We start from the raw sequence: 24,014 nt of genomic DNA, 5'->3' as shown, positions 1-24,014 counted from the left end.
ATATATTGCTGAAGAAATCTGTGAGAATCCATCTAATCAGCGTTATCTGGAGGTGTATCAAAATAGGTATCCATTTCCCCTCCTCTGGGGAGGAGGGGTGCCCAACGGACGGGGTGGTAGGTAAAATAAAGCTTTATATATAAGTTGATTATACTTCGCTACCACCTCCCCCTTCGGGTACTTACCCCCTCCGACTCCCCCGTTTTCGGGGGAGAGCAACCTCCTCCGGGGAGGAGAATTGAGATACTACCCTGCATTTTGATACACCCTCCCTCATGTTCTTTTACCCGGGTGGGTAAACGTCCTTTTACCCGGGTGGGTAAACGCTCTTTTACCCGGGTGGGTAAACGTCCTTTTACCCGGGTGGGTAAACGCTCTTTTACCCGGGTGGGTAAACGCTCTTTTACCCGGGTGGGTAAACGTTCTTTTAACGGGGTCGTTCAATTACGGGGCATACACCAGCTTCCCCTTTCCCTCTCCAAACAGTTGTTCGCCCAGCGTCGTCAGGTTGTTGCCGGTGACGATTACGCTTCTCAGGTTCTCGCATCCCATGAACGCGCCAAACTCGATGGCCGTTACCGAAGGAGGAAGTATCAGGTTGTCGCACATCCGGGTGCATCCGCTGAAAGCCCGCTGGCCGATGCTCTTCAGGTTTTGGGGCAAGATGACCCGCAGCAGGTTCTTCTTCTGGGTGAAAGTATATTCCGGGATGGCCGTTGCGTTGGTCCGCCGCATGTCGATGGACATCAGGTTGGGCATATAGTCGCGGATGAGGGTGAAATCTGCTTCGTCCAGCTTGCCTTCTATCACCAGGAAATGGATGTCCTTGGGCTGTTTCCCCTTCCTTTGCAATTCACTGGCCAGGCTGCCCAACCGGGTGATGCGTATGTAGGCAGACAAGGGCTTGCCTTCGGCAATGGCAAATTTCTTCCATTCTTCGTTGCTGCGGTAAGTGTCGCCACTGCCTTCGGGCACGAAGATGGAGGTCACACTGTCCGCCAGGGCCTCGGGTTGCAGGCGTGGAGCCTTGTGCCTCCTCAACTGGCAGATGTGCAGATGCGAGCATCCCTTGAAAGCGGCGCGGTCCACCATCTTCACCCCTTGGGGCAGGATGACATGGTGCAGGCTTTCTTTCCCCTGAAATGTGCTGTCTTCCATCTGCTGGCAAAAAGCGTATGCGGGCAGCACATTGGCCGTATAGACATGAAATCCGTTCCACGTGCCGTTCTTTCCGGCATAAAATCCGATGGTAGCTTTCGACAGGTCGAGCAGGCGTAGCTTGGGGAGACTGTCACGCAGGTAGCGGAAATCCGTGGCATTCAGCTTTCCCTGCAATCGCAGGCTGGTGATAGAATCGTTTTCTGCATGGGGAATCATTTCCGACAAGGTCCCGGCTTTCGGCACGTAGACGTTTCTGTTTCTTTGTGCATGAAGGGCCATTGCTGCACAAAAGGCCAGCAGCAACAGCCAGAGTCTGTTTTGTATCATAGTGCAGTCTGTTTTTTGGTTGCCTCAAAAGTACAAATAATCCTTGTAAATGCCGATACACCTCTTCTCTTTTAGGATTATTTTATGGTATATCCCCGGGCGCTTGCCCGGAAACATTCGGCGAATAAAGTGTGAAAAAATTTTGCCAATTAGGCCGTTTGGCGTATCTTTGCGGGCGTTATGGTAGGCCGTTCTGTTTTCTCGTGAACGCTTAAGTTCTTGTACGGTAAAGGAATGGACAGACTATATCCTTTGTGTGCCATTCTCCGTTTCCTGTTCCCGGATGTTGTATATGGGGCAGGGGAAGGGGATTTTTTTATGTACGTACGTAAGGATGTAGTTTTGTTCTTCTTTTTCATGTCTCTTGTAACACGGGAAAATCTGGCTTGCCTTTGTCTTTTTTCTGATAAGTAGATATTCATAATTAGTTTATACTATAATGGGAATGAGGTATCTGTCATTCTGAGCGTTGTTCTCCCCCGACAAACGGGGGAGCAAAGAGGGGGTTGAAGCGTAGTCGAAGAATCTCACTACATGCACTGCCCAAAGGAATCGTGTCTATCGGGAGATGTTTCGACTTCGCTGCGCTACTCTCAACATGACAGATACACATCATATAAACTAAATATCAACAACTACTTAAGTACATCTATTGATTATGGTGGGTCGCTGGCAGCATAAGTTGCTGTCCATTTTATTCGTTCAACATGGTTCCTGGTCGTCAATCACTGTCGGTTGGCGATAGGTCATATTAGGCCAACCACTTGTCATACCTCTATCTACGCTATTGTAAATCTTAAAAAATATGTACAAGTTATCAACTCGCGGACGCTATTTCCGTCGCTTCATTTCATCGAAAGTCCTGCCGGTATGGAGCATCTTGTTAATAGATCTTCTGATTATAGCCATATCTGTTTTTGGCAGTTATTTGTTGCGCTATGACTGGCAGACAATCAGCCAATACTCATCTGTAATCGGGCGCAGTATTCTGACGGTGGCATTGGTCAATCTGTTCTTTTTCCATGCTTTCCGTACCTATTCCAATGTCTTGCGTTTCTCATCGTTTGTCGATGTGATGCGCATCTTTGTGGCTCTGACAGTCTCCTACGGGCTTTTGGCCGTTTTTATAGTCTTGTTCGAGCATCGCCTGCATCCGATGTTCCTTCCTTTCAGCGTATTGTTCGTTTCCTATGTATGTAGTTTTGCATTGATGGCCTGTTCGCGTGTCGTGGTGAAAATCATGTTCGATGTGTTGAGCTTCGACCGCAATCACAGTGAGAAAAATTTCATACAGCCTTTTTTGTAAGTAGCTGTAATAATTTGTTGTTTTCACTTTTTTGTTTTATATTTGTATCAATAATTTTTTTGTATTTGAAAGATGCAGAATTTTTCAATTTTTGGAGGAGGGAAAGGGGGGCTCATATAATTTGTTTCGTCGGTTAAATATAGGAGAAACTACTGAATGTATAAGAAATTTGTAATTGTTTATTCAACTAATTTTATTCAAAGTGCTTTGTTTGAGTGAAGTGGCTTGGAGGAATTCAAGCTGACAACATAATTCTGATTTGCAGACATTAAAATAACAATAAAGAAAAAGGTATGAATAGATTGCGTTGGGTAGGTATATTGTGCTTATGCCTGTGCTTGTGTAGGTGTGTGTTAGCGCAAGACAGGGTCGTGAGGTTGAAGCTGATAGAGACTTCGGATGTGCATGGCAACTTTTATCCGTATGATTTTATCCGGCAGGAGCCGGCCGCAGGAAGTTTAGCCCGGGTGCAGACGTTTGTGAGGCAGGAACGGGAGAAGTATGGGGAGAATGTGATTCTGTTAGACAATGGGGATATTCTTCAGGGACAGCCTTCGGCTTATTATTACAATTATATAGATACGGTGTCGCCTCATTTGACGGCGGAGATGCTGAATTTCATGGGGTATGATGCCGGGAATATGGGTAACCATGACATTGAGACGGGACGTAGGGTGTTTGATCGTTGGATGGAGGATTGCCGCTTTCCGGTGCTGGGAGCTAATATCGTGGAGACGGGTACGGGACGGACGCATTGTCCGCCTTATGTGGTGCTGGAACGCGACGGGGTGAAGGTGGTTGTGTTGGGTATGGTTACACCGGCCATCCCGGTTTGGCTTTCGGAGAATTTGTGGCCGGGGTTGCGCTTTGAGGATATGGAGAAGGCTGCGCGGGAGTGGATGCCTGTGATTCGTGAGCGTGAGCAGCCGGACGTGGTTGTCGGCTTGTTTCATGCCGGGCGGAAGGCCGTGACGATGGGGGGCAGGTATAGAGATAATGCCTCGATCGAGGTGGTGCAGCGGGTGCCGGGTTTCGATGTGGCTTTGATTGGGCATGACCATGCGAGGGCTTGCTTCAAGGTGGCTGGTGCCGAGGGTGATTCGGTACTGGTGGTGAATCCTGCCAATGGTGCGATGATGGTAGGTGATGTGGAGTTGACGTTGACGCTGAATGGCGACGGCGAGGTAGTGGCCAAGCAGGTGAAAGGGAAGCTGAGCCGTGTGGATGCTTTGGAGCCGGATGCCGAGTTCATGGCGAGGTTTGCCGGGCAGTATGACAGTGTCCGGGCTTTCGTGTCGAAGCGCATCGGTCGGCTGACGCAGACCATTTCTACGCGTCCAGCTTATTTCGGGCCGTCGGCGTTTGTCGACCTGATTCACCGGTTGCAGTTGGAGATTGGGAAGGCGGAGATTTCGCTGGCGGCGCCGTTGTCGTTCGACGCGCGGATTGAGGCGGGGGATGTCTTCGTAAGCGACATGTTCAGCCTGTACAAGTATGAGAACATGCTCTACACCATGTCGCTTACGGGGGGCGAGGTGCGTCGGGCATTGGAGATGTCGTATGCGCTGTGGACCAACCGTATGCAGTCGGCCGACGACCACCTGTTGCTGTTGCGCGAGGCGAAGGGCAGGGAAGAGGCCGGAGGGGCTGAAGAACGGGCTTTCTTCCGCAATCCGAGCTTCAACTTCGACTCAGCGGCGGGCATCATCTATACTGTGGATGTCACCCAGCCAGAGGGGCAGAAGGTACGCATCATCAGCATGGCAGACGGCACGCCTTTTGACGAGGAGAAGAGGTACCGCGTGGCAGTCAATTCATACCGTGGCAACGGAGGCGGCGAACTCTTGACACGTGGGGCAGGCATCCCGCAAGAGGAGCTGAAGGAGCGCATCCTCTTCTCGACGGACAAGGATTTGCGTTACTACCTAATGCGCTACATTGAGCGGCAGGGCGTGGTAGAGCCTCGCAGCCTGGAGCAATGGCGGTTTTTGCCGGAGGCGTGGACCCGGCAGGCTGCCGAGCGCGATTACTTCCTCTTGTTCGGCACCGAAATGCCGCACTGACTGACGCCACAGAGCCGTTTGGGGCCGTATTGAAAGGAGGGTGTATCAAAATAGAGATTACCTATCATTCTGTCATTCCGAGCGTAGCCGAGGAATCTCAAGATTGGTTAAGTGAGATGTTTCGACTTCGCTTCGCTCCGCTCAACATGACAGAATGATAGCTGTTTGTCATTATGATACACCCCCTTCGTCTTATTTACTTCGGTCTTCCGGTCAGGCTAGCCCCGGTCATTCGGTCGTGTTCGCCATCCTCAAAGGTCTTTCAGCAGCACGTTAGCCGTACTCTTATAGTATTCCTCCTTTGCCCGCATCAGCACCGCCCACTCGTCACCAAAGGCTTTCTCCCGGTCAATCTTGAAGTCCTCTGACCCGTGCGTGTCCAGTCTGTCCAGCAGCACGGCCACGTTCAGGCGGTTGATGTCCATCGACGGCTGATAGGCCGTTTCCTCACCCTTCTCGTCGCCCGACACTTCGTGGATGAGGCGTATCTCCTGCAACTCGTACAGCGTGCGGTGCACCAGTTGGATGGGTATCTGGCTCTGCTCCGATATGGCTTCCGCCGTGTAGGGCGGTTCGCCTTGTGCGAACCGTTTGGTGATGAGCGACAGGATGAGGATGGAGACAAATTCCCGGTAACGGTAGCTGATGTTTCTCGTATCCTTGTCGAAACTGAAATTGCCGATGTTCTGCGTGGCATACGTCAGTTGGGCGCCAAACAGGCAGATGGTCCACGAGATTTGCAGCCACAGCAGGAACATGGGCAGGGCTGCGAAACTGCCGTAGATGGCATTGTAGCGCGATACCCACAGTTGCCCGCTGATGTAGAGGAACTGGAACGCTTGGTGCGCCGACCCCGCCAGGATGCCCGCTACCAGTGCGTGTCGGAACTTCACCTTTGTGTTGGGCATGAAGATGTACAGCCCCGTGAACATGAACCAAGTCAACGCAAAGGGGATGAGCCGTATCATGAATTTGCCCAGTGGTGCCAGCAGTGCGTAGTCCTCTACATATTTCAACGCCGTGCTCATGTAGATGGACAAGCCGCCCGATACGACCAGCAGGATGGGCAGCAACAGCAGCATCGACGAGTAGTCTGTGATGCGGCGGTACATGTTGCGCGGCTTCTTCACCTGCCAGATGCGGTTGAATGTGATTTCCATGTTGTTCACCAGGTTGAGCACCGTCCAGAGCAGCAAGATGAGTCCCACTCCGATGAACACCCCGCTCTTTGTCTCCGACAGATAAGAGTTGACAAACTGTAAGATGACTTCCACCGCCTCCGTCTGCCCTCCGAACGTAGCCGTAATCTGGCTTCGTATGAGGTCGTCGAAGCCGAAACCGCGGGCGATGGCAAATACGATGGCCAGTATCGGCACGATGGCCAGCAGGGTGCTGTACGTCAGCGCCGCGGCCTTGTTGGCCAGTCGGTCCTGCGTGAAGCGGTTGATGCAGAGGTAGATGCTTTTGATAATGTTGTAGGCCGAAAAGGTCGTCTTCGTGACCTCATCCTCCGTGATACGCCAGATGTCGTCGGTCAGGAACTTCCAGAGTGCGGCTATGCGTTTGCTCATCTTCTTATATTCTTATTAAAGAGTCCACAGCGAAAAACGAAGCAGTCGGCCTGTAAGCCGGGTTCTGTGCCCCGCCCGTGGGGCGGGGTGCCTGCCATTTATCTCGTCCGTATGTCGCCATACGGCTTTAGCGGTCTACCCTCCGACATGGAGCGAGCAACTCTCTTGGCGCCGGTTTACATGACCTTACAACTCCCAAGACGCACAGCCCTTGTGTCGCCACAAGGCTGGTGGGCTCTTACCCCGCCTTCTCACCCTTGCCTCCCCCGGTCTTGCGGCCGGTGGCGGGAGGCGGTTGTTTTCTTCTGCGTTACTCCACCCTCGCGGACAGCTTTCTGTTAGGAAGTGGGATGCTCTGTGTTGCCCGGACTTTCCTCCTGCACTTCATAGATGGTGCAAGCGGCAGGCAGGCCGGCTGCTTCGTGGCGGCAAAGATACAAAAACAAAACATCGTGGCAAAGTTTTGTCGATATTTCGTATCTTTGCCGGGCGATAGAAAACCGAGTATTCATTTCATAAAAGATGTGTATGGAACAGACAGAGAATAAGTACATTACTGTGGCCTATAAGATGTATATGCTGGAAGACGGCGAGAAAGAGTTTGGCGAGGAAGCCACGGTGGATAATCCTTTCCCCTTCATCACGGGCATGGGACTGACGCTGGAGGCGTTTGAGAACGCGGTGAAAGACTTGGAGGAAGGTGACGAGTTCGACTTTACCATCCCGTGTGCCGAGGCTTATGGGGAGTATGATGAGGAGCATGTCATCGAGTTGCCGAAGGGTATCTTCCTGGTGGACGGGAAGTTTGACGACGAGCATATCGTGCCCGATGCCATTGTGCCGCTGATGACGGCCGAGGGGCAGCGTGTGAACGGCAGCGTGGTGGAGGTGAAGGATGACGTGGTGGTGATGGACATGAACCATCCGTTGGCGGGTTGTGATTTGCAGTTTACGGGGCATGTGGTGTGCAGCCGCCCGGCTACGGCCGAGGAGGTGGCGCATATTGCCAGTGCGATGGCCGGCGGCGGGTGCGGCGGTGGCTGCAACGGTGGTTGCGGTGGCTGCGGCGGCGGATGTGACGACGGCCAGGGCTGCGGCGACGGTTGCTGCGGAAAGTAGTGCCGACGAAGGACTGAATGAAGAAGGATGAAGAATCTGTGAGGCCGGAGGGGCCGACGGGTTCTTCATCCTTTTTTTGTGCTTTCCGGGCTTGGTGGGCCGGGCAGGGGCTTCATGCTTCACCCCTTATTCTTCATTTTTCATTTTTAGTTCTTCATTCAGACGTTTCCTGTCTTGTGGGTCATGATGTCGAGCACGAGGCGGTCGGTTTCGTTCATGCCGCGCGAGCCGATGCGGGTGAGGTTGCGGATGCTTTGGTCGACGTCTTGGTCGATGATGCCTTCGACGGAGGTGACGGTGCGGCCTTCCATGGCCATGATGGCGGAGAGGACGGCGGTGGATACGCCGGTGGTGACCTTCAGGGCGCAACTGGGTTTGGCGCCGTCGCATATCATGCCGGTGAGGTTGGCTATCATGTTCTGCACGGCATAGGTGATGCGGGTGTAGTCGCCGCCCATTAGGTAGGTGATGCCGCAACTGGAGCCGGTGGCGGCAACGACGCAGCCGCAGAGGGCGGAGAGTCGTCCGAGGCTTTGTTTGATGTAGATGACGGTCAGGTGGCTGAGCATGAGGGCGCGGATGAGTTGTTCTTCGGTCTTGCCTGTTTCTTCGGCGAAGACCAGTACGGGCAGGGTGGCGGAGATGCCTTGGTTGCCGCTGCCCGAGTTGCTCATGACGGGTATCATGGCTCCGGCCATGCGGGCGTCGCAAGCGCCGGAGGTATAGGAGAGGATGTGCGAGAAGACGCTGTCGCCCATGATTTCGTTTTCGTAGCGTCCGCGCAGCATTTTGCCCAGGCCGTGTCCGTAGTCGGCGCGGAAGGAGGCTTCGGCGGCGGCTTTGTTGAGGCGGGCGGTCTGGAGGATGAAGCTGATTTCGTCCAGCGGGGCGGTTTGGGCGAAGTCGTAGACGGTGCGCAGGGTCAGGGCGGGGGCGTCGGTTTCGGCCTGGGCGTCGGCGGAGGCGGAGCGGTCGAGCAGGACTTGTCCGTTGCGCTCGATGCGCTGGAAGCGGGTGTGTCCGCCGCTGATGACGGCCGTGGCCTCGTCGTGGCCCGCGCGGCAGGTGGCTTCGATGTACAGCTTCTCGTCGATGTCTTCTTTCAGGGTGATGCGGATGCGCTTCTCGTCGATGAACTGCTTGCCTTCGTCCACGGCCTGGGGCGTGCAGTCTTTGAGCACCTCCAGCTCGTAGTCCGACCGCCCGATGAGGGCGCCCAGGGCGATGGCGATGGGCAGGCCTATCATGCCCGTGCCGGGGATGCCGACGCCCATGGCGTTCTTCAGAATGTTGGCGCTGAGGCGGGTGGTGATGCTTTCGGGGCGGCGGCCCAGGGTCTCGGTGGCGCGGGCCACGCAGAGCGCCACGGCCATCGGTTCGGTACAGCCGATGGCGGGGACGACTTCGCGCCGCACCAGGGCCAGGATTTGTTGTCTGAGGGATGGTTCCATGTCTTAGAGTGATTTTAGTCTGATTACGGCTGCAAAGCTAATGAAAATGCAGGAAAAATGCACTCACCCCCGCACTTTTTCACCGAAAGGCTTGGAGTTTCCCCATCTTAGTCCTACCTTTGCAGGTATAAAGTATGATACTTTACCCATTAAAGTATGATACCTTTCCAGATAAAGTATGATACTTTAATACATAAAGTATGATACCTTATATAGTAAAGTATGATACTTTATCCACCTCACCCCCGGACTGAGACCCTGAAAGGTGCCGGCCGAGGCAGGAACGGGGGCGGGAGGAGATGATGTCAAACCCTGATAAACAACAGCTTATGTCGTTCTACAAGAAAACAAAGAAAGCCATCGACGGCAAGTGGTACCCGCAGGGCGTCACCGTGGGCCGTCCCGTCACCACACGCGAAGTCGCCGAACAGCTCGCCCGCCTCTCCTCCCTGAGCCGCGGCGACGTCTACTCCGTACTCTCCGAGCTGGGCGGCGTCCTGGCACACTACATGGCCCAAGGCCGCACCGTCAAGCTGGAAGGCATGGGAACCTTCTTCTATACGCCCGACATGAAGGGGCAGGGAGTCGACACACCCCAGGAAGTCAGCGCCCGCCAGATACGCGGCACCCACGTACGCTTCATCCCCGAAACCCGCCGCGCCGCCAACAAGAGCATCACCGCACGCACCCTCGTCCCCCTCGGCGTCGAGTGGCTCGACATCGAAGAAGAAGCCGCCACCCGCCGACAGCCGTAAATAAACCGCCCGCCCGTGCCCGGCGTAACAAATCTTTCCGTATCTTTGCAGCCGGATTAACCCGGAACAAAGAAAGCCAACACACTATGAACAAAAAGACATTCCTCGCCAGCCTCATCCTGACCATCGGACTGCTGGCCTCCTGCATCCAGGACGAAGCCCTCAATACCGAGGCAGACATCGAAACCATCACCCTGCCCGGCGACGTCATGAACCGCCAGGCCGTCTTCGGCGACGCCATTACCCTGGCCGACGGTACACGCATCTATCCCATCACCCTCTACGTCAAGCGCGGCACCGACCTCACCGTCCTTGCCCCCGAACTCACCCTGACCGAAGGTGCCACCGTGCAGCCCACCAGCGGCACCACCCTCGACTTCAGCCAGCCACAGACCTACACCGTCACCTCACAAGACGGACAGTGGCAACGCACCTACCGCGTCAGCGTCACCACAGCCACCCTCACCACCACCCATTACAGCTTCGAGAACATACGCCTCGGAGGCACACCCGAGAAATACCACGTCTTCTACGAAACCGAGATAGACTGGGCCAGCGGAAACCCCGGCTACGCACTGGCCGACCTTAACGAGACCAATCCCCTCAACTTCCCCACCTACCAGGGCGAACAAGGATACCTCAACAAATGCCTCACCCTCCAGACACGCAACGCCGGCTCACTGGCCGCACGCGTCAACATGCCCATCGCCTCCGGCAACCTCTTCCTCGGCTCGTTCGACGTCACCGACGCCCTCAGCAACGCACTCACCGCCACACAGTTCGGCTTGCCCTTCGACCGCGTGCCCGTCCGCCTCACCGGCTACTACAAATACACCCCCGGCGCGACCTTCTACGTCCTCGACAAATCGGCTCCCGACAAGCTCCGGCCCGTGCCCGGACGCACCGACCGCTTCGACATCTACGCCGTCCTGTACGAGAGCACCGCCGCTCGCCCCATACTCGACGCCACCAACATCCTGGCCGAAGACAACCCCCAAGTCATCTCCGTCGCCCAGATACCCGAAGACAAAGCCCTGCCCGCCGACGACTGGACCCCGTTCGACATCCCCTTCTACTACCGCCCCGGCAAGACCGTAGACCCCGACAAGCTGAACGACGGCCAGTACAACCTCGCCATCGTCTTCGCCTCCAGCGAACGCGGCGCCTACTTCGAAGGCGCACCCGGCAGCACCCTCTGCATCGACGAAGTAGACCTCATCTGCGAATAACCCAACCCCTAAAACAGCTTTGATATGAAGACAAAAAACATCATACTCCTGCTCCTGCTCCTCGCAGCCGCCACCCTCAACACCCTGCAAGCCCAGGAAGACCGCAACCGCGGCATCATACAGTCAGCCCTCTACGGCCTCGAATACGAAGTCCGCGCCGGATTCAACATCGGCGGAACCTCACCCCTTCCACTCCCCAAAGAGATACGCGCCCTCACCGGCTACTCGCCCAACATCAACATCGCCATCGGAGGAGACATCACCAAGTGGCTGGGACGGCAGGAAGAATGGGGCATCGTCCTCGGACTCCGCCTCGAGACAAAAGGCATGGAAGCCGAGGCACGCACCAAAAACTACAGCATGGAAATCATCGGCGACGGCGGCGAACGCATGTCCGGACGCTGGACCGGCAAGGTCAAGACCAAGTTCCGCGCCTCCTACTTCAGCATCCCCCTCCTCGCAGCCTGGAAGGCCAACGAACGCCTCCGCGTCACCGCCGGGCCCTACGTCTCCTTCCTGACCAGCGGAGACTTCTCCGGACACGTCTTCGACGGATACCTGCGCGAAGGAGACCCCACCGGCAACAAAGTCACCTTCTCCGGCGAAAGTATCGCCCCCTACGACTTCTCCGACGACCTGCGCACCTTCCAGTGGGGCGTGCAGGCCGGAGTGTCCTGGCGTGCCTTCCGACACCTCAACGTCCATGCCGACCTCCAGTGGGGCCTGAACGACATCTTCCAGAAAGACTTCCAGACCATCACTTTCGCCATGTATCCCATCTACCTTAATGTAGGCTTCGGCTACGCCTTCTAAACAGGCTGCCCCTGACCGACGTAACCCGCATCCCTTGCAATCCCGCCTATGGTACAGGAATACACCTTGCGCGTCCTTCCCCCCGTCGCTGCCGACGGGCAAGCCCTGCGCGACCATCTCTCTCGCGAGAAAGGACTCGACCCGCAGTCCGTCACAGCCGTCCGCATCCTTCGGCGGAGCATCGACGCCCGTCAACGGACAGTCGTGGTCAATCTCACCCTGCGTGTCTACTTGAACGAAACCCCTCCCGACGAAGACTACCGTCGCACGACCTATCCCGATGTCACGGCAAAGCCTCCGGTGGTCGTCGTAGGTGCAGGGCCCGGCGGACTGTTTGCCGCCTTGCGCCTGATAGAACTGGGTCTGCGCCCAATACTGCTGGAGCGTGGCAAGGATGTGCGTGAGCGTAAGAAAGACCTGGCCCGGATAAGCCGGCAGCAAAGTGTAGACCCGGAATCGAATTATAGTTTTGGTGAAGGAGGGGCAGGAGCTTACTCCGACGGCAAACTATACACCCGCAGCAAGAAACGTGGCAATGTAGACAAAATCCTCTCCGTCTTCTGTCAGCACGGGGCACCCACTTCCATATTGATGGATGTGCATCCTCACATCGGGACAGACAAGTTGCCACGGGTGATTGAAAACATCCGAAAGACCATTTTGCAATGCGGAGGCGAAGTACATTTCCAGACACGAATGGATGCCCTGCTGATGGATGCAGACAAGGTCATCGGAGTCGAGACCCATCAGGGAGAAACCTTCTTAGGCCCGGTTGTCTTGGCCACAGGACATTCTGCCCGCGACGTCTACCGATGGCTGGCTGCGCATAACGTGGAAATAGAACCTAAAGGCATAGCCGTGGGCGTGCGTTTGGAACATCCAGCCCGCTTGATAGACCGGATTCAATATCATAGCCCAGAAGGACGCGGCAAATATTTGCCTGCTGCCGAATACAGTTTCGTCACACAAGTGGAAGGTCGGGGAGTATATAGCTTCTGCATGTGCCCCGGAGGTTTCGTGGTTCCAGCCGCCAGCGGACCGGAACAGATTGTCGTAAATGGCATGAGTCCCAGCAACCGCGGTTCGCAATGGAGTAACAGCGGCATGGTAGTAGAACTTCGTCCCGAGGATTTGGCAGATAAGAGCTTGTGGATAGATGCGGCTGGAATGTCTGCCGATGGTGATGCCTATCCGGCATTGTGTATGATGCGTTTCCAAGAACAGTTAGAGCATGTATGCTGGCAGCAAGGCAACCGTAAACAGACGGCACCAGCTCAGCGTATGGGTGATTTCTGTCATAAAAAGCTCAGCTATGACCTACCAGATAGCTCTTATGCTCCCGGGTTGGTATCTTCTCCTCTTCATTTCTGGATGCCCCCTTTTATTGTGAACCGTTTGGCAGGAGGTTTCCGTTTGTTTGGCCGGAATGCTCGTGGCTTCTTGACCAATGAAGCGTTGATGATAGGAGTGGAAACCCGAACGTCATCTCCGGTGCGTATTGTCCGTAATCGCGACACTTTGCAGCACGTCCGTTTGCAGGGGCTTTTCCCTTGCGGCGAAGGGGCCGGATATGCCGGAGGCATCGTTTCTGCTGCCATAGATGGTGAGCGATGTGCCGAAGCTGCTGCAAGGTATTGCGGAGTTTCAGTGCCTGATAACCTATAATAAATGTCATCTCATGCACATTCCTGAGATAGCAGTCATCGATGCCAATACTTTAAGCTGTTTGGGGCTACAGAACCTGTTAAGCGAAATCATCCCCCAAGCCATTATCCGTACCTTTCATTCGTTCAGAGATTTGACAGACGATACGCCTGATATGTATGCTCATTATTTTGTGTCGGCACAAATATTCTTCGAACATACAGCTTTCTTTCGCCAACGTTTGACGCAAACGATAGTCTTGGCAGGTAGCGACAGCTTACCTCGCTTGGCTGGTGTAAAGACGTTAAATATCTGTCAGGACGAGAATGGCTTGGCGAGAAGTATTTTGCAGTTGCATCGTCATGGGCATCAGGGCGGCCATCCGGGTAGCGAAGTTATGTCGGTTGAAAATCTTGGGGCAGACATGCATGACTTGTCTGTACGAGAGATAGAAGTTCTGTGCCTGGTAGCACGTGGCTTTATAAATAAGGAGATAGCCGAGCGTTTGCACATCAGCCTGACTACTGTTATCAGCCACCGCAAGAACATTACGGAAAAATTAGGTATCAAGTCGGTTTCCGGCCTTACTATTTACGCAGTGATGCACGGATATGTAGAAGCTGACCAGATATAAGAATCCTCATAAATGAGGGTTGCACGCCTACAAGAAATGCTGTTATTTTGTAGCCGTTTTTATATGTTAAGGTAATGAAGAAGAAAATAGCGTTATTGTTGCTGGCTACTTTGTTTGTTTGGACCCCTCTTTGGGCCGATGAGCGTGATACTTTGCGCACTGTGCAAATGGATGAATTGGTCATAGTGGCTACCCCGAAAGAAACCCGTGTTTTGCGAGAACTCCCTGTTGCATCTTCGCATTTGTCGCAACAGATGATGCGTGCCAAGCAAGTGGTTGGCATTAAAAGCCTTACTGCAGTTGTTCCCAATTTGTTCATTCCTGATTATGGGTCTCGTCTGACGACTGCTGTCTATATTCGTGGCATTGGTTCGCGCATCAATACGCCTGCCGTTGGGCTTTATGTGGATAATATTCCTTATATTGATAAATCAGCTTTTGATTTCAATTACGCGGATATAGAGCAGATAGAGGTGTTGCGTGGCCCGCAAAGCATGTTGTATGGACGTAATACGATGGGTGGATTGATTAAGATACAGACCAAGTCCCCTTTTACGTATCAGGGAACGGATATTCGTTTAGGAGCTGCTACTTATGGTGATTATAATGCTTCGTTGACTCATTATCATCGCATCTCCAGTCGTTTTGCATTCTCTGCTGGAGGCTTTTATGAGCATGGTGGAGGCTTTTTCAAGAATAGTTTTAAAAACAATGAGCGTATAGACCGGAGCGATGCAGGAGGGGGACGTCTGCATGCCATGTTGTTGCCTTCGGACAATCTGAAGTTGGACTTGAACCTTAGCTATGAATACAGTGATCAAGGCGGTTATCCTTATTATTATTTAGGGGCTGTTTCTTCCACAGATGAGGCACCGGATTATGTAGGGCAGATTGCCTACAATGACCCAAGTGGCTATCGGAGGAGTCTGCTGAACGGTGGTTTGAATGTGGAGTGGCAGACTTCTGCTTTTACGGCCAGTTTTATTACAGGTTACCAACGGTTGAATGACCGCATGGCCATGGACCAAGACTTTACTCCTCGCGACATATTTACCTTGGTACAAGAACAGCGTTCTAATACGATTAGCGAGGAAATTGTTCTCAAGTCTACTTCCAAGCGTTGGCAATGGACGACGGGTGCTTTTGGCTTTTATCAGTGGCTTGAAACCTCGGCACCGGTTCTTTTTAAGCGGCAAGGTATCCAGGAATTGATAGAAGACAATGCCAATGCTGCTTTCCCTTCTTCACCCCAAACTCCGCAAATGGAGTTAAGCATACACAATGACCAGTTGCTTATCGGGGGTGATTTTTCCACTCCCCAGATGAGTGGTGCAGTCTATCACCAGAGTACGTGGAACGATGTGTTGGTAGAAGGACTTTCTTTCAGCGCAGGTTTGCGACTGGATTATGAGAAGATGTGGCTGGATTATCGTTCGGTGGCCGATCCCATAGATTTCGGCTTTTCTTTTGCTATGGGGACTATGCGTTGGGAGGACCAGGATATGCAAGCTTTGTCTTCTCTCATAGGCGAAATGTCGCACGATTATTTGCAGCTTCTTCCTAAGTTTTCCGTGCAGTATGAGTGGAAACGGAACAACAATGTCTACGTTACGGTGGCTAAAGGATACCGTTCGGGAGGGTACAACATACAGATGTTTAGCGACCTGGTGCAATCTCAATTTATCAACGGCATGAAAAGTGCGATGGAACAAAGCGAGAAGTTGGCTTCGATTTCTTCCATGATAACAGCCATGATGCCGACGGTGGATATCGATGTGAAGGCCACGGCTTTGTATCGGCCTGAATATACCTGGAGTTACGAGGCCGGTGCCCATCTTACGGGGTGGGAGAATCGTTTGCAGGCCGACATGGCTATTTTCTTGATGAATACGCGAGACCAGCAGGTTTCCCAGTTTTCTGAAAATGGCATGGGACGCGTCACCCGCAATGCAGGCCGTAGCCGGAGTTTGGGGGCTGAAGCTGCAGTTGTTGCTCGTTTGACAGATGCTTTGACCATGAATGTGGGTTATGGATATACCCGTGCCACTTTTCGGGATTATCTGACGGTAGATGCTGACAACGAGTCTGTAAATCTGCGCGGTCGAGTAGTGCCTTTTATTCCCCGGCATACGCTGAACGTGGGTGGAGAATATGTTTTCGTATTAAAGCCTCATAAGCTTTTCGAACGTATTCGTCTCAATGCTGATTACAATGCCGCTGGCCGTATCTATTGGACAGAAGACAATCGTGCCAGCCAGCCTTTTTATGGTACTCTTAATGCACGTCTCAGTTTGGAGAAAGGTGCGGGGACTATTGCCTTCTGGGTACGCAATGCTTTGGACAAAGATTATGCTTCGTTTTATTTCGAAAGCATGGGCAACAAGTTCATGCAACGGGGACGTCCCATGCAGGCTGGGATTGAGTTGAAGTGCCGTTTTTGACCCCACGGCATGAGGCCGTGTTTCTTAAGGGAGGCGGCCTTGCTTCTCAAGGGAGATAACGTTGCTTTTGTTGGGATGGGGCGTTCTTTTGTTCCTTATTTCTTTTTATTCGGCTATTTTCTCTGCGAAAATCTCTGCTTTCCCAAAACAAAGTTCTATATTTGTAGGGTATTAACTCCAAAATCTTACGGATATGAAAGAAGCAGAAGACAAAAGCAAACTGGTAGAAGTGTTCAAAGGCTCGCTTTGGGAGGCCGAATTGGTGAAAGGGTTGCTGAAAGACCGTGGTATCTTGTCGACCATTAAAGACGGTTTAGTCGTAAACGTAGCCTTGCCAGAGACAGCCATAGACGTTCAAGTGCTTGTCAACGAAGTTGATTTTGAAGCAGCCATGGATGTCATCCGCGAACGTAGCAGTCAAACTCTGGGAGAATAAAATGGATAAGCCTTTTACGCGTATCACTGTCAAAGTGGGAAGCAATGTCTTGACCCGTAAGGATGGTACGTTGGATGTGACCCGCATGTCGGCCTTGGTAGACCAGATAGCCGACGTGCGTAAAATGGGGATAGAGGTTATACTTGTTTCGTCAGGAGCCGTAGCTTCCGGACGGAGTGAAGTGCGTCCTACCCGCAAGTTGGACAGTGTGGACCAACGTCAGCTCTTTTCTGCCGTGGGACAAGCTAAACTTATCAATCGTTATTATGAGCTGTTTAAGGAACACGGCATGACGGTAGGACAAGTGCTTACTACGAAAGAAAGTTTCGCAACCCGTGGGCATTACCTCAATCAGAAAAACTGCATGACGGTCATGCTGGAAAACGGCATCATTCCTATTGTCAACGAAAACGATACCGTTTCAGTCAGCGAATTGATGTTTACCGATAACGATGAGCTTTCCGGCCTGATTGCCTCTATGATGGATGCCCAAGCCCTCATTATACTGAGCAATGTCGACGGCATTTACGATGGGCCGCCGTCAGCTCCTTCGTCTCATGTCATTCCTGAAATCCAGCGTGTGGAAGACATTGCTTCTTGCATCCAGGCATCTAAGTCCAGTTTTGGCCGGGGGGGCATGCTGACTAAGACAAGCATTGCCCGAAAAGTAGCTGATGAAGGCATCACGGTTATCATAGCCAATGGGAAACGGGATAATATATTGACAGATATTATTCAGAAGGAAGCATTAAGGATGAATGGAGGAGAAACGGCTGCTTGCACCACTGTTCCAGGCCACTCTTCATTAAGTTACACTCGTTTTATTCCGGCTGTGCAACCCGTATCCGGTGTAAAAAAATGGATAGCCCATAGCAGTGGTTTTGCCAAGGGAGCTCTCTATGTGAATCAAGCAGCAGCCGAACTTTTGTTGTCAGACCAAGTCGTCAGCCTTTTGCCGGTAGGTGTCATAGCTGTGAAAGGGCAATTCAATAAGGACGACATTGTGCATATCGTTGCTCCTGGCAATCAGGTCATAGGTGTAGGCAAAAGCAGCTATTCTTCGAATCAAATCAGCGAATTGATGGGTAAGCATGACCAGAAACCTGTGGTACATTACGACTATTTGTATATCGAGTAAAAAAGAAAATATTAGAGATGAACTTAGAACAGACTCTTGCCTCCGTTCAAGAGGCTAGCCGTTCGTTGCTGGCAGTGGAGGAAGATACTATCAATAACCTGCTATATGCCGTGGCCGATGCGGCTATCAGCCATTCAGACTATATTCTGGAGGAAAACCGCAAAGATTTGGAGCGGATGAATCCTGCTAATCCCAAGTACGACCGCCTGAAGTTGACGAAAGAACGCTTGCAGGAGATTGCCAAGGGTTTGCGCCAAGTGGCAGCCTTGCCCTCGCCTTTGGGACGGGTGTTGAAAGAGCGCGTATTGCCCAATGGCCTGCAACTGTGGCGCATCAGTGTCCCTTTTGGTGTGATAGGCATTATTTACGAAGCGCGGCCTAACGTCAGCTTCGATGTGTTTTCTCTTTGTCTGAAAGCAGGAAGTGCCTGTGTGCTGAAAGGTGGGAGTGATGCAGACTGTTCCAACCGGGCCATTGTCAAGGTCATTCACGGAGCCTTGGAACGTTTTGGCCTGGATACCCATCTGGTAGAACTGCTGCCGTCTGACCATGAAACCACAGCCCGTCTTCTGAAAGCAGACCGTTACGTAGACTTGATTATTCCGAGAGGAAGCAGCCGTCTTATCAGTTTCGTGAAGCAGAATGCTACCATTCCTATAATAGAGACCGGAGCAGGCATTTGCCACACTTATTTTGATAGTGAGGGCGATGTGATGAAAGGTGCTGCTATTGTCAACAATGCCAAGACACGTCGTGTCAGTGTGTGCAATGCATTGGATTGCCTGATTGTCCATGCCAATCGTTTACCCGACTTGCCGGCCTTGTGTGCCCCCTTGCAGCAGAGCAGCGTCTTGATTTATGCTGACGAACCGGCTTTCGCGGCATTGTCCGGGCATTATCCTTTTCATTTGCTGCAACCCGCCACGAGCGAAAGCTATGGTACTGAGTTTTTAGACTATAAGATGGCTGTCAAGACTGTGACTTCGTTGGATGAGGCTTTGGCACATATCCGTCGTTACGGTTCTAAGCACAGCGAATCCATTGTTACGGAAAATAGCGACAATGCCGCCCGTTTCTTGCGTGATGTAGATGCGGCTTGCGTCTATCACAATGCGCCGACTTCTTTTACCGACGGCGGGCAGTTTGGCTTGGGAGCCGAAATAGGCATCAGTACCCAGAAGTTGCATGCCCGTGGCCCGATGGCATTGGAGGAGATAACGACTTATAAGTGGATTATAGAAGGAGACGGACAGGTCAGAAGTTGACCTGCCCGTCTCTGGAAAAGGGAAATGTGTCTTGCTCCTATCCGATGAGCCATTTGCTGCCCGGAAGATAGGAGATGATTTTTGTGGCCAAGGCACTGCTGATGAAAGTGCCCAAGGCTATGGCTGGTATGGCCACGCTTGTCGGCAAGTCCAAGTTTACTTTGAAGAGGCTTACCCACAGTCCGAGCCAGAAGATGTGCATCAGGTACATGCCGAAGCTGAGTTTGGAGAGTTCGGTTATGATGCGGGGAGCTTCCGGCCTTTTTATGCAGGTGAAGAGCAGGAAGGTGCCGCCGGTTGCCAATACGCAGTTGATGGTGCACATGGCCCAGCCCAGTTCGATGACCGGGGTGGAGTGGACGACTCCCGGAACTGCCTGGATGTAGAATGACAATATCGTCCATGCCCAGCCGACCACTGCCAGCACGGTTCCCACCGCCAAGCGCTTCCGCCGTGACCAATTCAGGTGGGTGCGGATGTAGTGCGCCATGACCAGGTATCCGAGGAATCCGGAGAAGTACCACAGCATGTGGTATTCGTTCCAGAAACATTCTCCCCACAGCTCGCCGAACCAGCGGTGCAGGTAGGGCATGCAGGTGGACAGGGCGAACAGGGCGATGAAGAAGCCTTCTTCTTTGGCTGTTGCTTTGCGCAGCCAGGGGGATATGATGGGGATGAAGAGGTAGAGGCTGATGAGCGGGTACATGAACCACAGGTGGCCGGCCAGGCTGGGGAAGTTCAGCAGGAGGCGCGACAGGTCGCGGGTGGCCGTTGCGCCGTCAATCTGTCCCCACAGCAGGGGCAGTGTGCTGTACAGCAGCATGAACAAGATGGTGGGGGGACCTACGCGTAGGAAGCGCCTGCGGTAGAATTGCCACATGCTCTGTCCTTCCTTCAGGGGCACCAGCAGGTAGGCGGAGATAATCATGAACAAGGGTACGGACATGCGCGAAAAGCCGTCGTACAAGGATACCCAGAAGCGGTCTGCTTCGTTCTGCAGGAAAGACTGGGGTCCGGCCATTTCGCCTGTCCCTGCCGCTCCGTAAAAATTCTCACTGGCGTGTACCACCATGACCAACAGGCAGGCGAATACGCGCACATAGTCCAAGAAAGCAATGCGTTTCATGTGATTTTGTCGTGTTTTTTAGGGTTAAACTGTTATTTTATTTAATCGCGGTGTAAAGATAGGAAAATCGTGGTATGTTTGCGTATGACGGGTGAAAAAATCTGTTTTCCGGCTTCATGTTTCCGCCACCCCCGCCAGAGGGGCTTCTGACAGCACGTCCAGAGACCGTCTGACATCACGCGTGAAAGGGTTCCGACATCACGCGTGTTTTGGTTTGTTAATAGGTGTGATGTCAGGAGGCTTTCACGCGTGATGTCAGACGGACATCTCCCGTGATGCAAATCGGTAACACGCGTGATGCAGACAAACATCTCCCGTGATGCAGCCGGACAGCACGCGTGATGCAGACGAAAAGTCCCCGTGATACAGCCGGGTAACACGCGTGATGCAGCCGGAAACTCCCCGTGATGCAGCCGGAAACTCCCCGTGATACAGGTGGAAAGTCCCCGTGATGCCGACGCGCGGCGGCCGGGAAGAAATTTCGCCCCGCCCCGCATTTTCTTCCCCCGATGTGCGGAATATTCCCGCGAATCATGTATCTTTGGCCTGCTTAATCAAACAGAAAACATATCGTTATGAAGAAATTTACATGTGTGCAAGACATCGGCGACCTGAAGCGGGCGCTCGATGAAGCTTTCGAAATCAAGAAAGACCGTTTCAAATACGTGGAACTGGGGCGGAACAAAACCCTCCTGATGATATTCTTCAACTCCAGCCTGCGCACGCGCCTCAGCACGCAGAAAGCCGGGCTGAACCTGGGCATGAACGTCATCGTACTCGACATCAACCAGGGCGCCTGGAAGCTGGAGACCGAGCGCGGAGTCATCATGGACGGCGACAAACCCGAACACCTGCTCGAAGCCATCCCCGTGATGGGCTGCTATTGCGACCTCATAGGCGTCCGCTCATTCGCCCGCTTCGAAGACCGCGACTACGACTACAACGAGGTCATACTCAACCAGTTCATCCAATACTCCGGCCGTCCCGTCTTCTCCATGGAAGCCGCCACGCGCCACCCGCTCCAGAGCTTTGCCGACCTCATCACGATAGAAGAATACAAGAAAACCGCCCGCCCGAAAGTCGTCATGACCTGGGCCCCGCACCCCCGTCCGCTGCCCCAGGCCGTGCCCAACTCGTTTGCCGAATGGATGAACGCCACCGACTACGACTTCGTCATCACCCATCCCCACGGCTACGAACTGGCCCCCGAGTTCGTCGGACACGCCCGTGTGGAATACGACCAGATGAAGGCCTTCGAAGGCGCAGACTTCATCTACGCCAAGAGCTGGGCGGCATACGCAGGCGACAACTACGGACAGGTGCTCAGCACAGACCGCTCGTGGACCGTCAGCGACCGCCAGATGGCCGTCACCAACCAGGCCTACTTCATGCACTGCCTGCCCGTGCGCCGCAACATGATTGTCACGGACGACGTCATCGAAAGCCCCCGGTCCATCGTCATACCCGAGGCGGCCAACCGCGAAATTTCGGCCACCGTCGTCCTGAAACGACTCCTGCAAAGCCTCTGAACACAGCCCGGATACCCCCGGCAAGTACGATTCATCTTTAATAACAAACACCTATGTCAACCATAACCATCGCAATCGTTATCCTCTTCGTCATCGGCTACCTCTGCATCGCACTCGAGACGGTGACGAAGATCAACAAAGCGGCCATCGCCCTCATCATGCTGGTTGCCACGTGGACACTTTACATGTTCGACCCCGGCAACTTCCCCGCAGGCATCACGCCCGACGGTCTGGCCGCCGCCGCGGCCCCCGTCATCGAAGGCCACCTGGGCAGCACGGCCACCACCCTCTTCTTCCTGATGGGCGCCATGACCATCGTCGAAACCGTCGACCAATACGGCGGCTTCAACTTCGTGCGCAACATGCTGTCGACCCGCAGCAAGCGGGCCCTGCTGTGGCGCATCACCATCCTGACCTTCTTCCTGTCGGCCATCCTGGACAACATGACCACGGCCATTGTCATGGTCATGATTCTGCGCAAGCTCGTGGCCGACCACAAGGACCGCCTCATCTACGCCTCGCTGGTCATCATCGCCGCCAACTCGGGAGGCGCGTTCTCACCCATCGGCGACGTCACCACCATCATGCTCTGGAACAAAGGCCTCGTCACGGCGGCCGGCGTCATCAAAGAACTCTTCATCCCCTCGCTCGTCTCCATTGCCGTCCCGGCCTACTTGCTGTCCTTCTCGCTCAAGGGCACGCTGGCTGCCGCGACCGATTCGGGCACAACAGTGGCCGCAGGCAGCCTGACCGAAAGCCAGCGCAAGACAGTCTTCTGGGTCGGTGTGGGCGGCCTGGTGTTCGTCCCCATCTTCAAGACCCTCACCCATGTCCCCCCGTTTGTCGGCATACTTCTGGTGCTTGGCGTGCTTTGGCTGGTCACGGAGCTGTTCTACCGCAAGCAAGAGCATGGCGGTGCAGACGGCACCCAGAAGCGCATCTCCAACATCATCTCGCGCATCGACATGAGCACCATCCTCTTCTTCCTCGGCATCCTCATGGCCGTATCCTGCTTGCAGGAAATAGGCGTGCTGACCATGGTGGGCAAAGGACTGGACGATGTCTTCAACGGCAATCACTATCTCATCACCGGCATCATCGGCGTGCTGTCCAGCATCATCGACAATGTTCCCCTGGTGGCTGGTTGCATGGGCATGTACCCCATGGCCGCGGTGGGCGACATGGCGCAAGACGGCATCTTCTGGCAGTTGCTGGCCTATTGTGCCGGCGTGGGCGGCTCGATGCTCATCATCGGTTCGGCTGCCGGCGTGGTAGTGATGGGATTGGAGAAAATCACTTTCGGCTGGTACATGAAGCGTATCACGTGGATTGCCTTTGTCGGCTACGTGGCCGGCATCGTGGTCTACTGGTTGGAAAAGACAGTCATAGGCTTGTAGGACCGGGCCGGATGACCGCCTGATTGCACGGGCTTCACAAGGGCGCTTATCAGAAAGCTTGCTTCTTGCGAAGCCCGTGCCTCTTTCTTGCCAACCGGAAGGAACCTCCTTCCGGCAGCGGAGCCCGGTACTTCTATTTCAGATTCTTGTGGGCTGCACATTCAGGGCACAGGCCTTTCAGCACATAGTTGATACTGTCTATCGTAAAGCCTTCCGGCAGCTTCACCATCGGAGCCGGCAGGTTGCTGAAGCAGAAAGTGCGGTTACAGCGTTCGCAATGGAAGTGTGTGTGCAGGTCACCTACGGCACACGAACAGTCATCCTGGCATACAGCATATTTGAAAGACCCTGTCCCGTCATCTATACTGTGTATGAGGTGGTGCCCCAGAAAGAGGGTCAGCGTGCGGTAGATGGTCGATTTGTCCACCGTGTCCAGCGCATTGTCCAGGTCTGTCAGCGACAAAGATTGTTTGGCCCGCATCAGGACATCCAGCACCAGCAGGCGGATGGCCGTCGGTTGTATATCCCTTCGCGCCAGCATTTCGAGGTATCTTTTCTCGTCTTTCATATCCGTATCATATCATGTATCTCGATAGACGGGCGAGTGGT

Annotated in this window: 19 protein-coding genes and 1 other RNA gene; 14 read left to right on the top strand and 6 right to left on the bottom strand. The window is 53.6% G+C overall.

The window, feature by feature from the left end; translation table 11 throughout:
• Positions 1-444: 444 nt before the first annotated feature.
• Positions 445-1,488, bottom strand: coding sequence for a leucine-rich repeat domain-containing protein (locus M3090_RS05610; RefSeq protein ID WP_249054452.1), 1,044 nt, complete (start codon positions 1,486-1,488; stop codon positions 445-447).
• Between the two features lie 805 nt (positions 1,489-2,293).
• On the opposite strand from M3090_RS05610, the gene M3090_RS05605 reads away from it, so the two are divergent.
• Entirely contained in the window at positions 2,294-2,794 is a 501-nt protein-coding gene (locus M3090_RS05605; RefSeq protein WP_249054451.1) for a hypothetical protein, read from the top strand.
• A 293-nt stretch (positions 2,795-3,087) separates the two neighbouring features.
• Complete coding sequence (locus M3090_RS05600; RefSeq protein WP_249054450.1) at positions 3,088-4,857, top strand: bifunctional metallophosphatase/5'-nucleotidase; 1,770 nt, start codon at positions 3,088-3,090, stop codon at positions 4,855-4,857.
• 251 nt (positions 4,858-5,108) lie between these two features.
• Here the strand turns inward: M3090_RS05600 and M3090_RS05595 are convergent, their stop codons facing one another.
• Complete coding sequence (locus M3090_RS05595; protein ID WP_249054449.1) at positions 5,109-6,428, bottom strand: YihY/virulence factor BrkB family protein; 1,320 nt, start codon at positions 6,426-6,428, stop codon at positions 5,109-5,111.
• Positions 6,429-6,465: 37 nt separating this feature from the next.
• Positions 6,466-6,847: RNase P RNA component class A (rnpB, locus tag M3090_RS05590), an RNA gene on the bottom strand.
• Positions 6,848-6,956: 109 nt separating this feature from the next.
• Here rnpB and M3090_RS05585 point away from each other — a divergent pair.
• On the top strand, positions 6,957-7,547 hold the full coding sequence (locus M3090_RS05585; protein WP_249054448.1) for a peptidylprolyl isomerase: 591 nt from the start codon (positions 6,957-6,959) through the stop codon (positions 7,545-7,547).
• Between the two features lie 158 nt (positions 7,548-7,705).
• Here M3090_RS05585 and M3090_RS05580 read toward each other — a convergent pair whose 3' ends face one another.
• Entirely contained in the window at positions 7,706-8,998 is a 1,293-nt protein-coding gene (locus tag M3090_RS05580) for a serine dehydratase subunit alpha family protein (RefSeq protein WP_249054447.1), read from the bottom strand.
• 329 nt (positions 8,999-9,327) lie between these two features.
• Here M3090_RS05580 and M3090_RS05575 point away from each other — a divergent pair, with 329 nt between their 5' ends.
• The 9 genes from M3090_RS05575 to M3090_RS05535 all read left to right on the top strand — a co-directional run bounded on the left by M3090_RS05575 (position 9,328) and on the right by M3090_RS05535 (position 19,353).
• Positions 9,328-9,753 (top strand): HU family DNA-binding protein, encoded by a 426-nt coding sequence (locus tag M3090_RS05575; RefSeq protein WP_249054445.1) that lies wholly within the window; start codon positions 9,328-9,330, stop codon positions 9,751-9,753.
• Between the two features lie 86 nt (positions 9,754-9,839).
• On the top strand, positions 9,840-10,982 hold the full coding sequence (locus M3090_RS05570; RefSeq protein ID WP_249054443.1) for a PCMD domain-containing protein: 1,143 nt from the start codon (positions 9,840-9,842) through the stop codon (positions 10,980-10,982).
• 24 nt (positions 10,983-11,006) lie between these two features.
• Positions 11,007-11,795 (top strand): porin family protein, encoded by a 789-nt coding sequence (locus M3090_RS05565; RefSeq protein WP_249054442.1) that lies wholly within the window; start codon positions 11,007-11,009, stop codon positions 11,793-11,795.
• 48 nt (positions 11,796-11,843) lie between these two features.
• On the top strand, positions 11,844-13,460 hold the full coding sequence (locus M3090_RS05560; protein ID WP_249054441.1) for an NAD(P)/FAD-dependent oxidoreductase: 1,617 nt from the start codon (positions 11,844-11,846) through the stop codon (positions 13,458-13,460).
• Positions 13,461-13,473: 13 nt separating this feature from the next.
• Positions 13,474-14,073: a response regulator transcription factor gene (locus M3090_RS05555; RefSeq protein ID WP_249054440.1), complete on the top strand. Its 600-nt coding sequence runs from the start codon at positions 13,474-13,476 to the stop codon at positions 14,071-14,073.
• A 74-nt stretch (positions 14,074-14,147) separates the two neighbouring features.
• Positions 14,148-16,514, top strand: a complete 2,367-nt coding sequence (locus M3090_RS05550) for a TonB-dependent receptor (RefSeq protein ID WP_249054438.1) — start codon at positions 14,148-14,150, stop codon at positions 16,512-16,514.
• A 193-nt stretch (positions 16,515-16,707) separates the two neighbouring features.
• On the top strand, positions 16,708-16,950 hold the full coding sequence (locus M3090_RS05545; protein ID WP_249054437.1) for a DUF2007-related protein: 243 nt from the start codon (positions 16,708-16,710) through the stop codon (positions 16,948-16,950).
• 1 nt (position 16,951) lies between these two features.
• Positions 16,952-18,088 (top strand): glutamate 5-kinase, encoded by a 1,137-nt coding sequence (proB, locus tag M3090_RS05540; protein ID WP_249054436.1) that lies wholly within the window; start codon positions 16,952-16,954, stop codon positions 18,086-18,088.
• Between the two features lie 17 nt (positions 18,089-18,105).
• The gene (locus M3090_RS05535) at positions 18,106-19,353 is read left to right on the top strand and encodes a glutamate-5-semialdehyde dehydrogenase (RefSeq protein WP_249054435.1); all 1,248 of its coding nucleotides are present in this window, start codon (positions 18,106-18,108) and stop codon (positions 19,351-19,353) included.
• Between the two features lie 37 nt (positions 19,354-19,390).
• Here the strand turns inward: M3090_RS05535 and M3090_RS05530 are convergent, their stop codons facing one another.
• On the bottom strand, positions 19,391-20,479 hold the full coding sequence (locus M3090_RS05530; protein ID WP_249054434.1) for an acyltransferase: 1,089 nt from the start codon (positions 20,477-20,479) through the stop codon (positions 19,391-19,393).
• A 575-nt stretch (positions 20,480-21,054) separates the two neighbouring features.
• Here M3090_RS05530 and M3090_RS05525 point away from each other — a divergent pair.
• Both M3090_RS05525 and nhaD read left to right on the top strand, forming a co-directional pair.
• Positions 21,055-22,008 (top strand): acetylornithine carbamoyltransferase, encoded by a 954-nt coding sequence (locus M3090_RS05525; protein ID WP_249054433.1) that lies wholly within the window; start codon positions 21,055-21,057, stop codon positions 22,006-22,008.
• Between the two features lie 53 nt (positions 22,009-22,061).
• Positions 22,062-23,405 (top strand): sodium:proton antiporter NhaD, encoded by a 1,344-nt coding sequence (nhaD, locus tag M3090_RS05520; protein ID WP_249054431.1) that lies wholly within the window; start codon positions 22,062-22,064, stop codon positions 23,403-23,405.
• A 133-nt stretch (positions 23,406-23,538) separates the two neighbouring features.
• Here the strand turns inward: nhaD and M3090_RS05515 are convergent, their stop codons facing one another.
• A complete protein-coding gene (locus M3090_RS05515) occupies positions 23,539-23,973 on the bottom strand; it encodes a Fur family transcriptional regulator (protein ID WP_249054430.1) in 435 nt (144 codons plus the stop codon).
• Positions 23,974-24,014 lie beyond the last annotated feature (41 nt).

It is taken from the genome of Bacteroides sp. ET71 (assembly GCF_023336905.1).
Taxonomy (GTDB): Bacteria; Bacteroidota; Bacteroidia; order Bacteroidales; family Bacteroidaceae; genus Bacteroides.
This window is presented reverse-complemented; position numbering and strand designations above follow the sequence as displayed.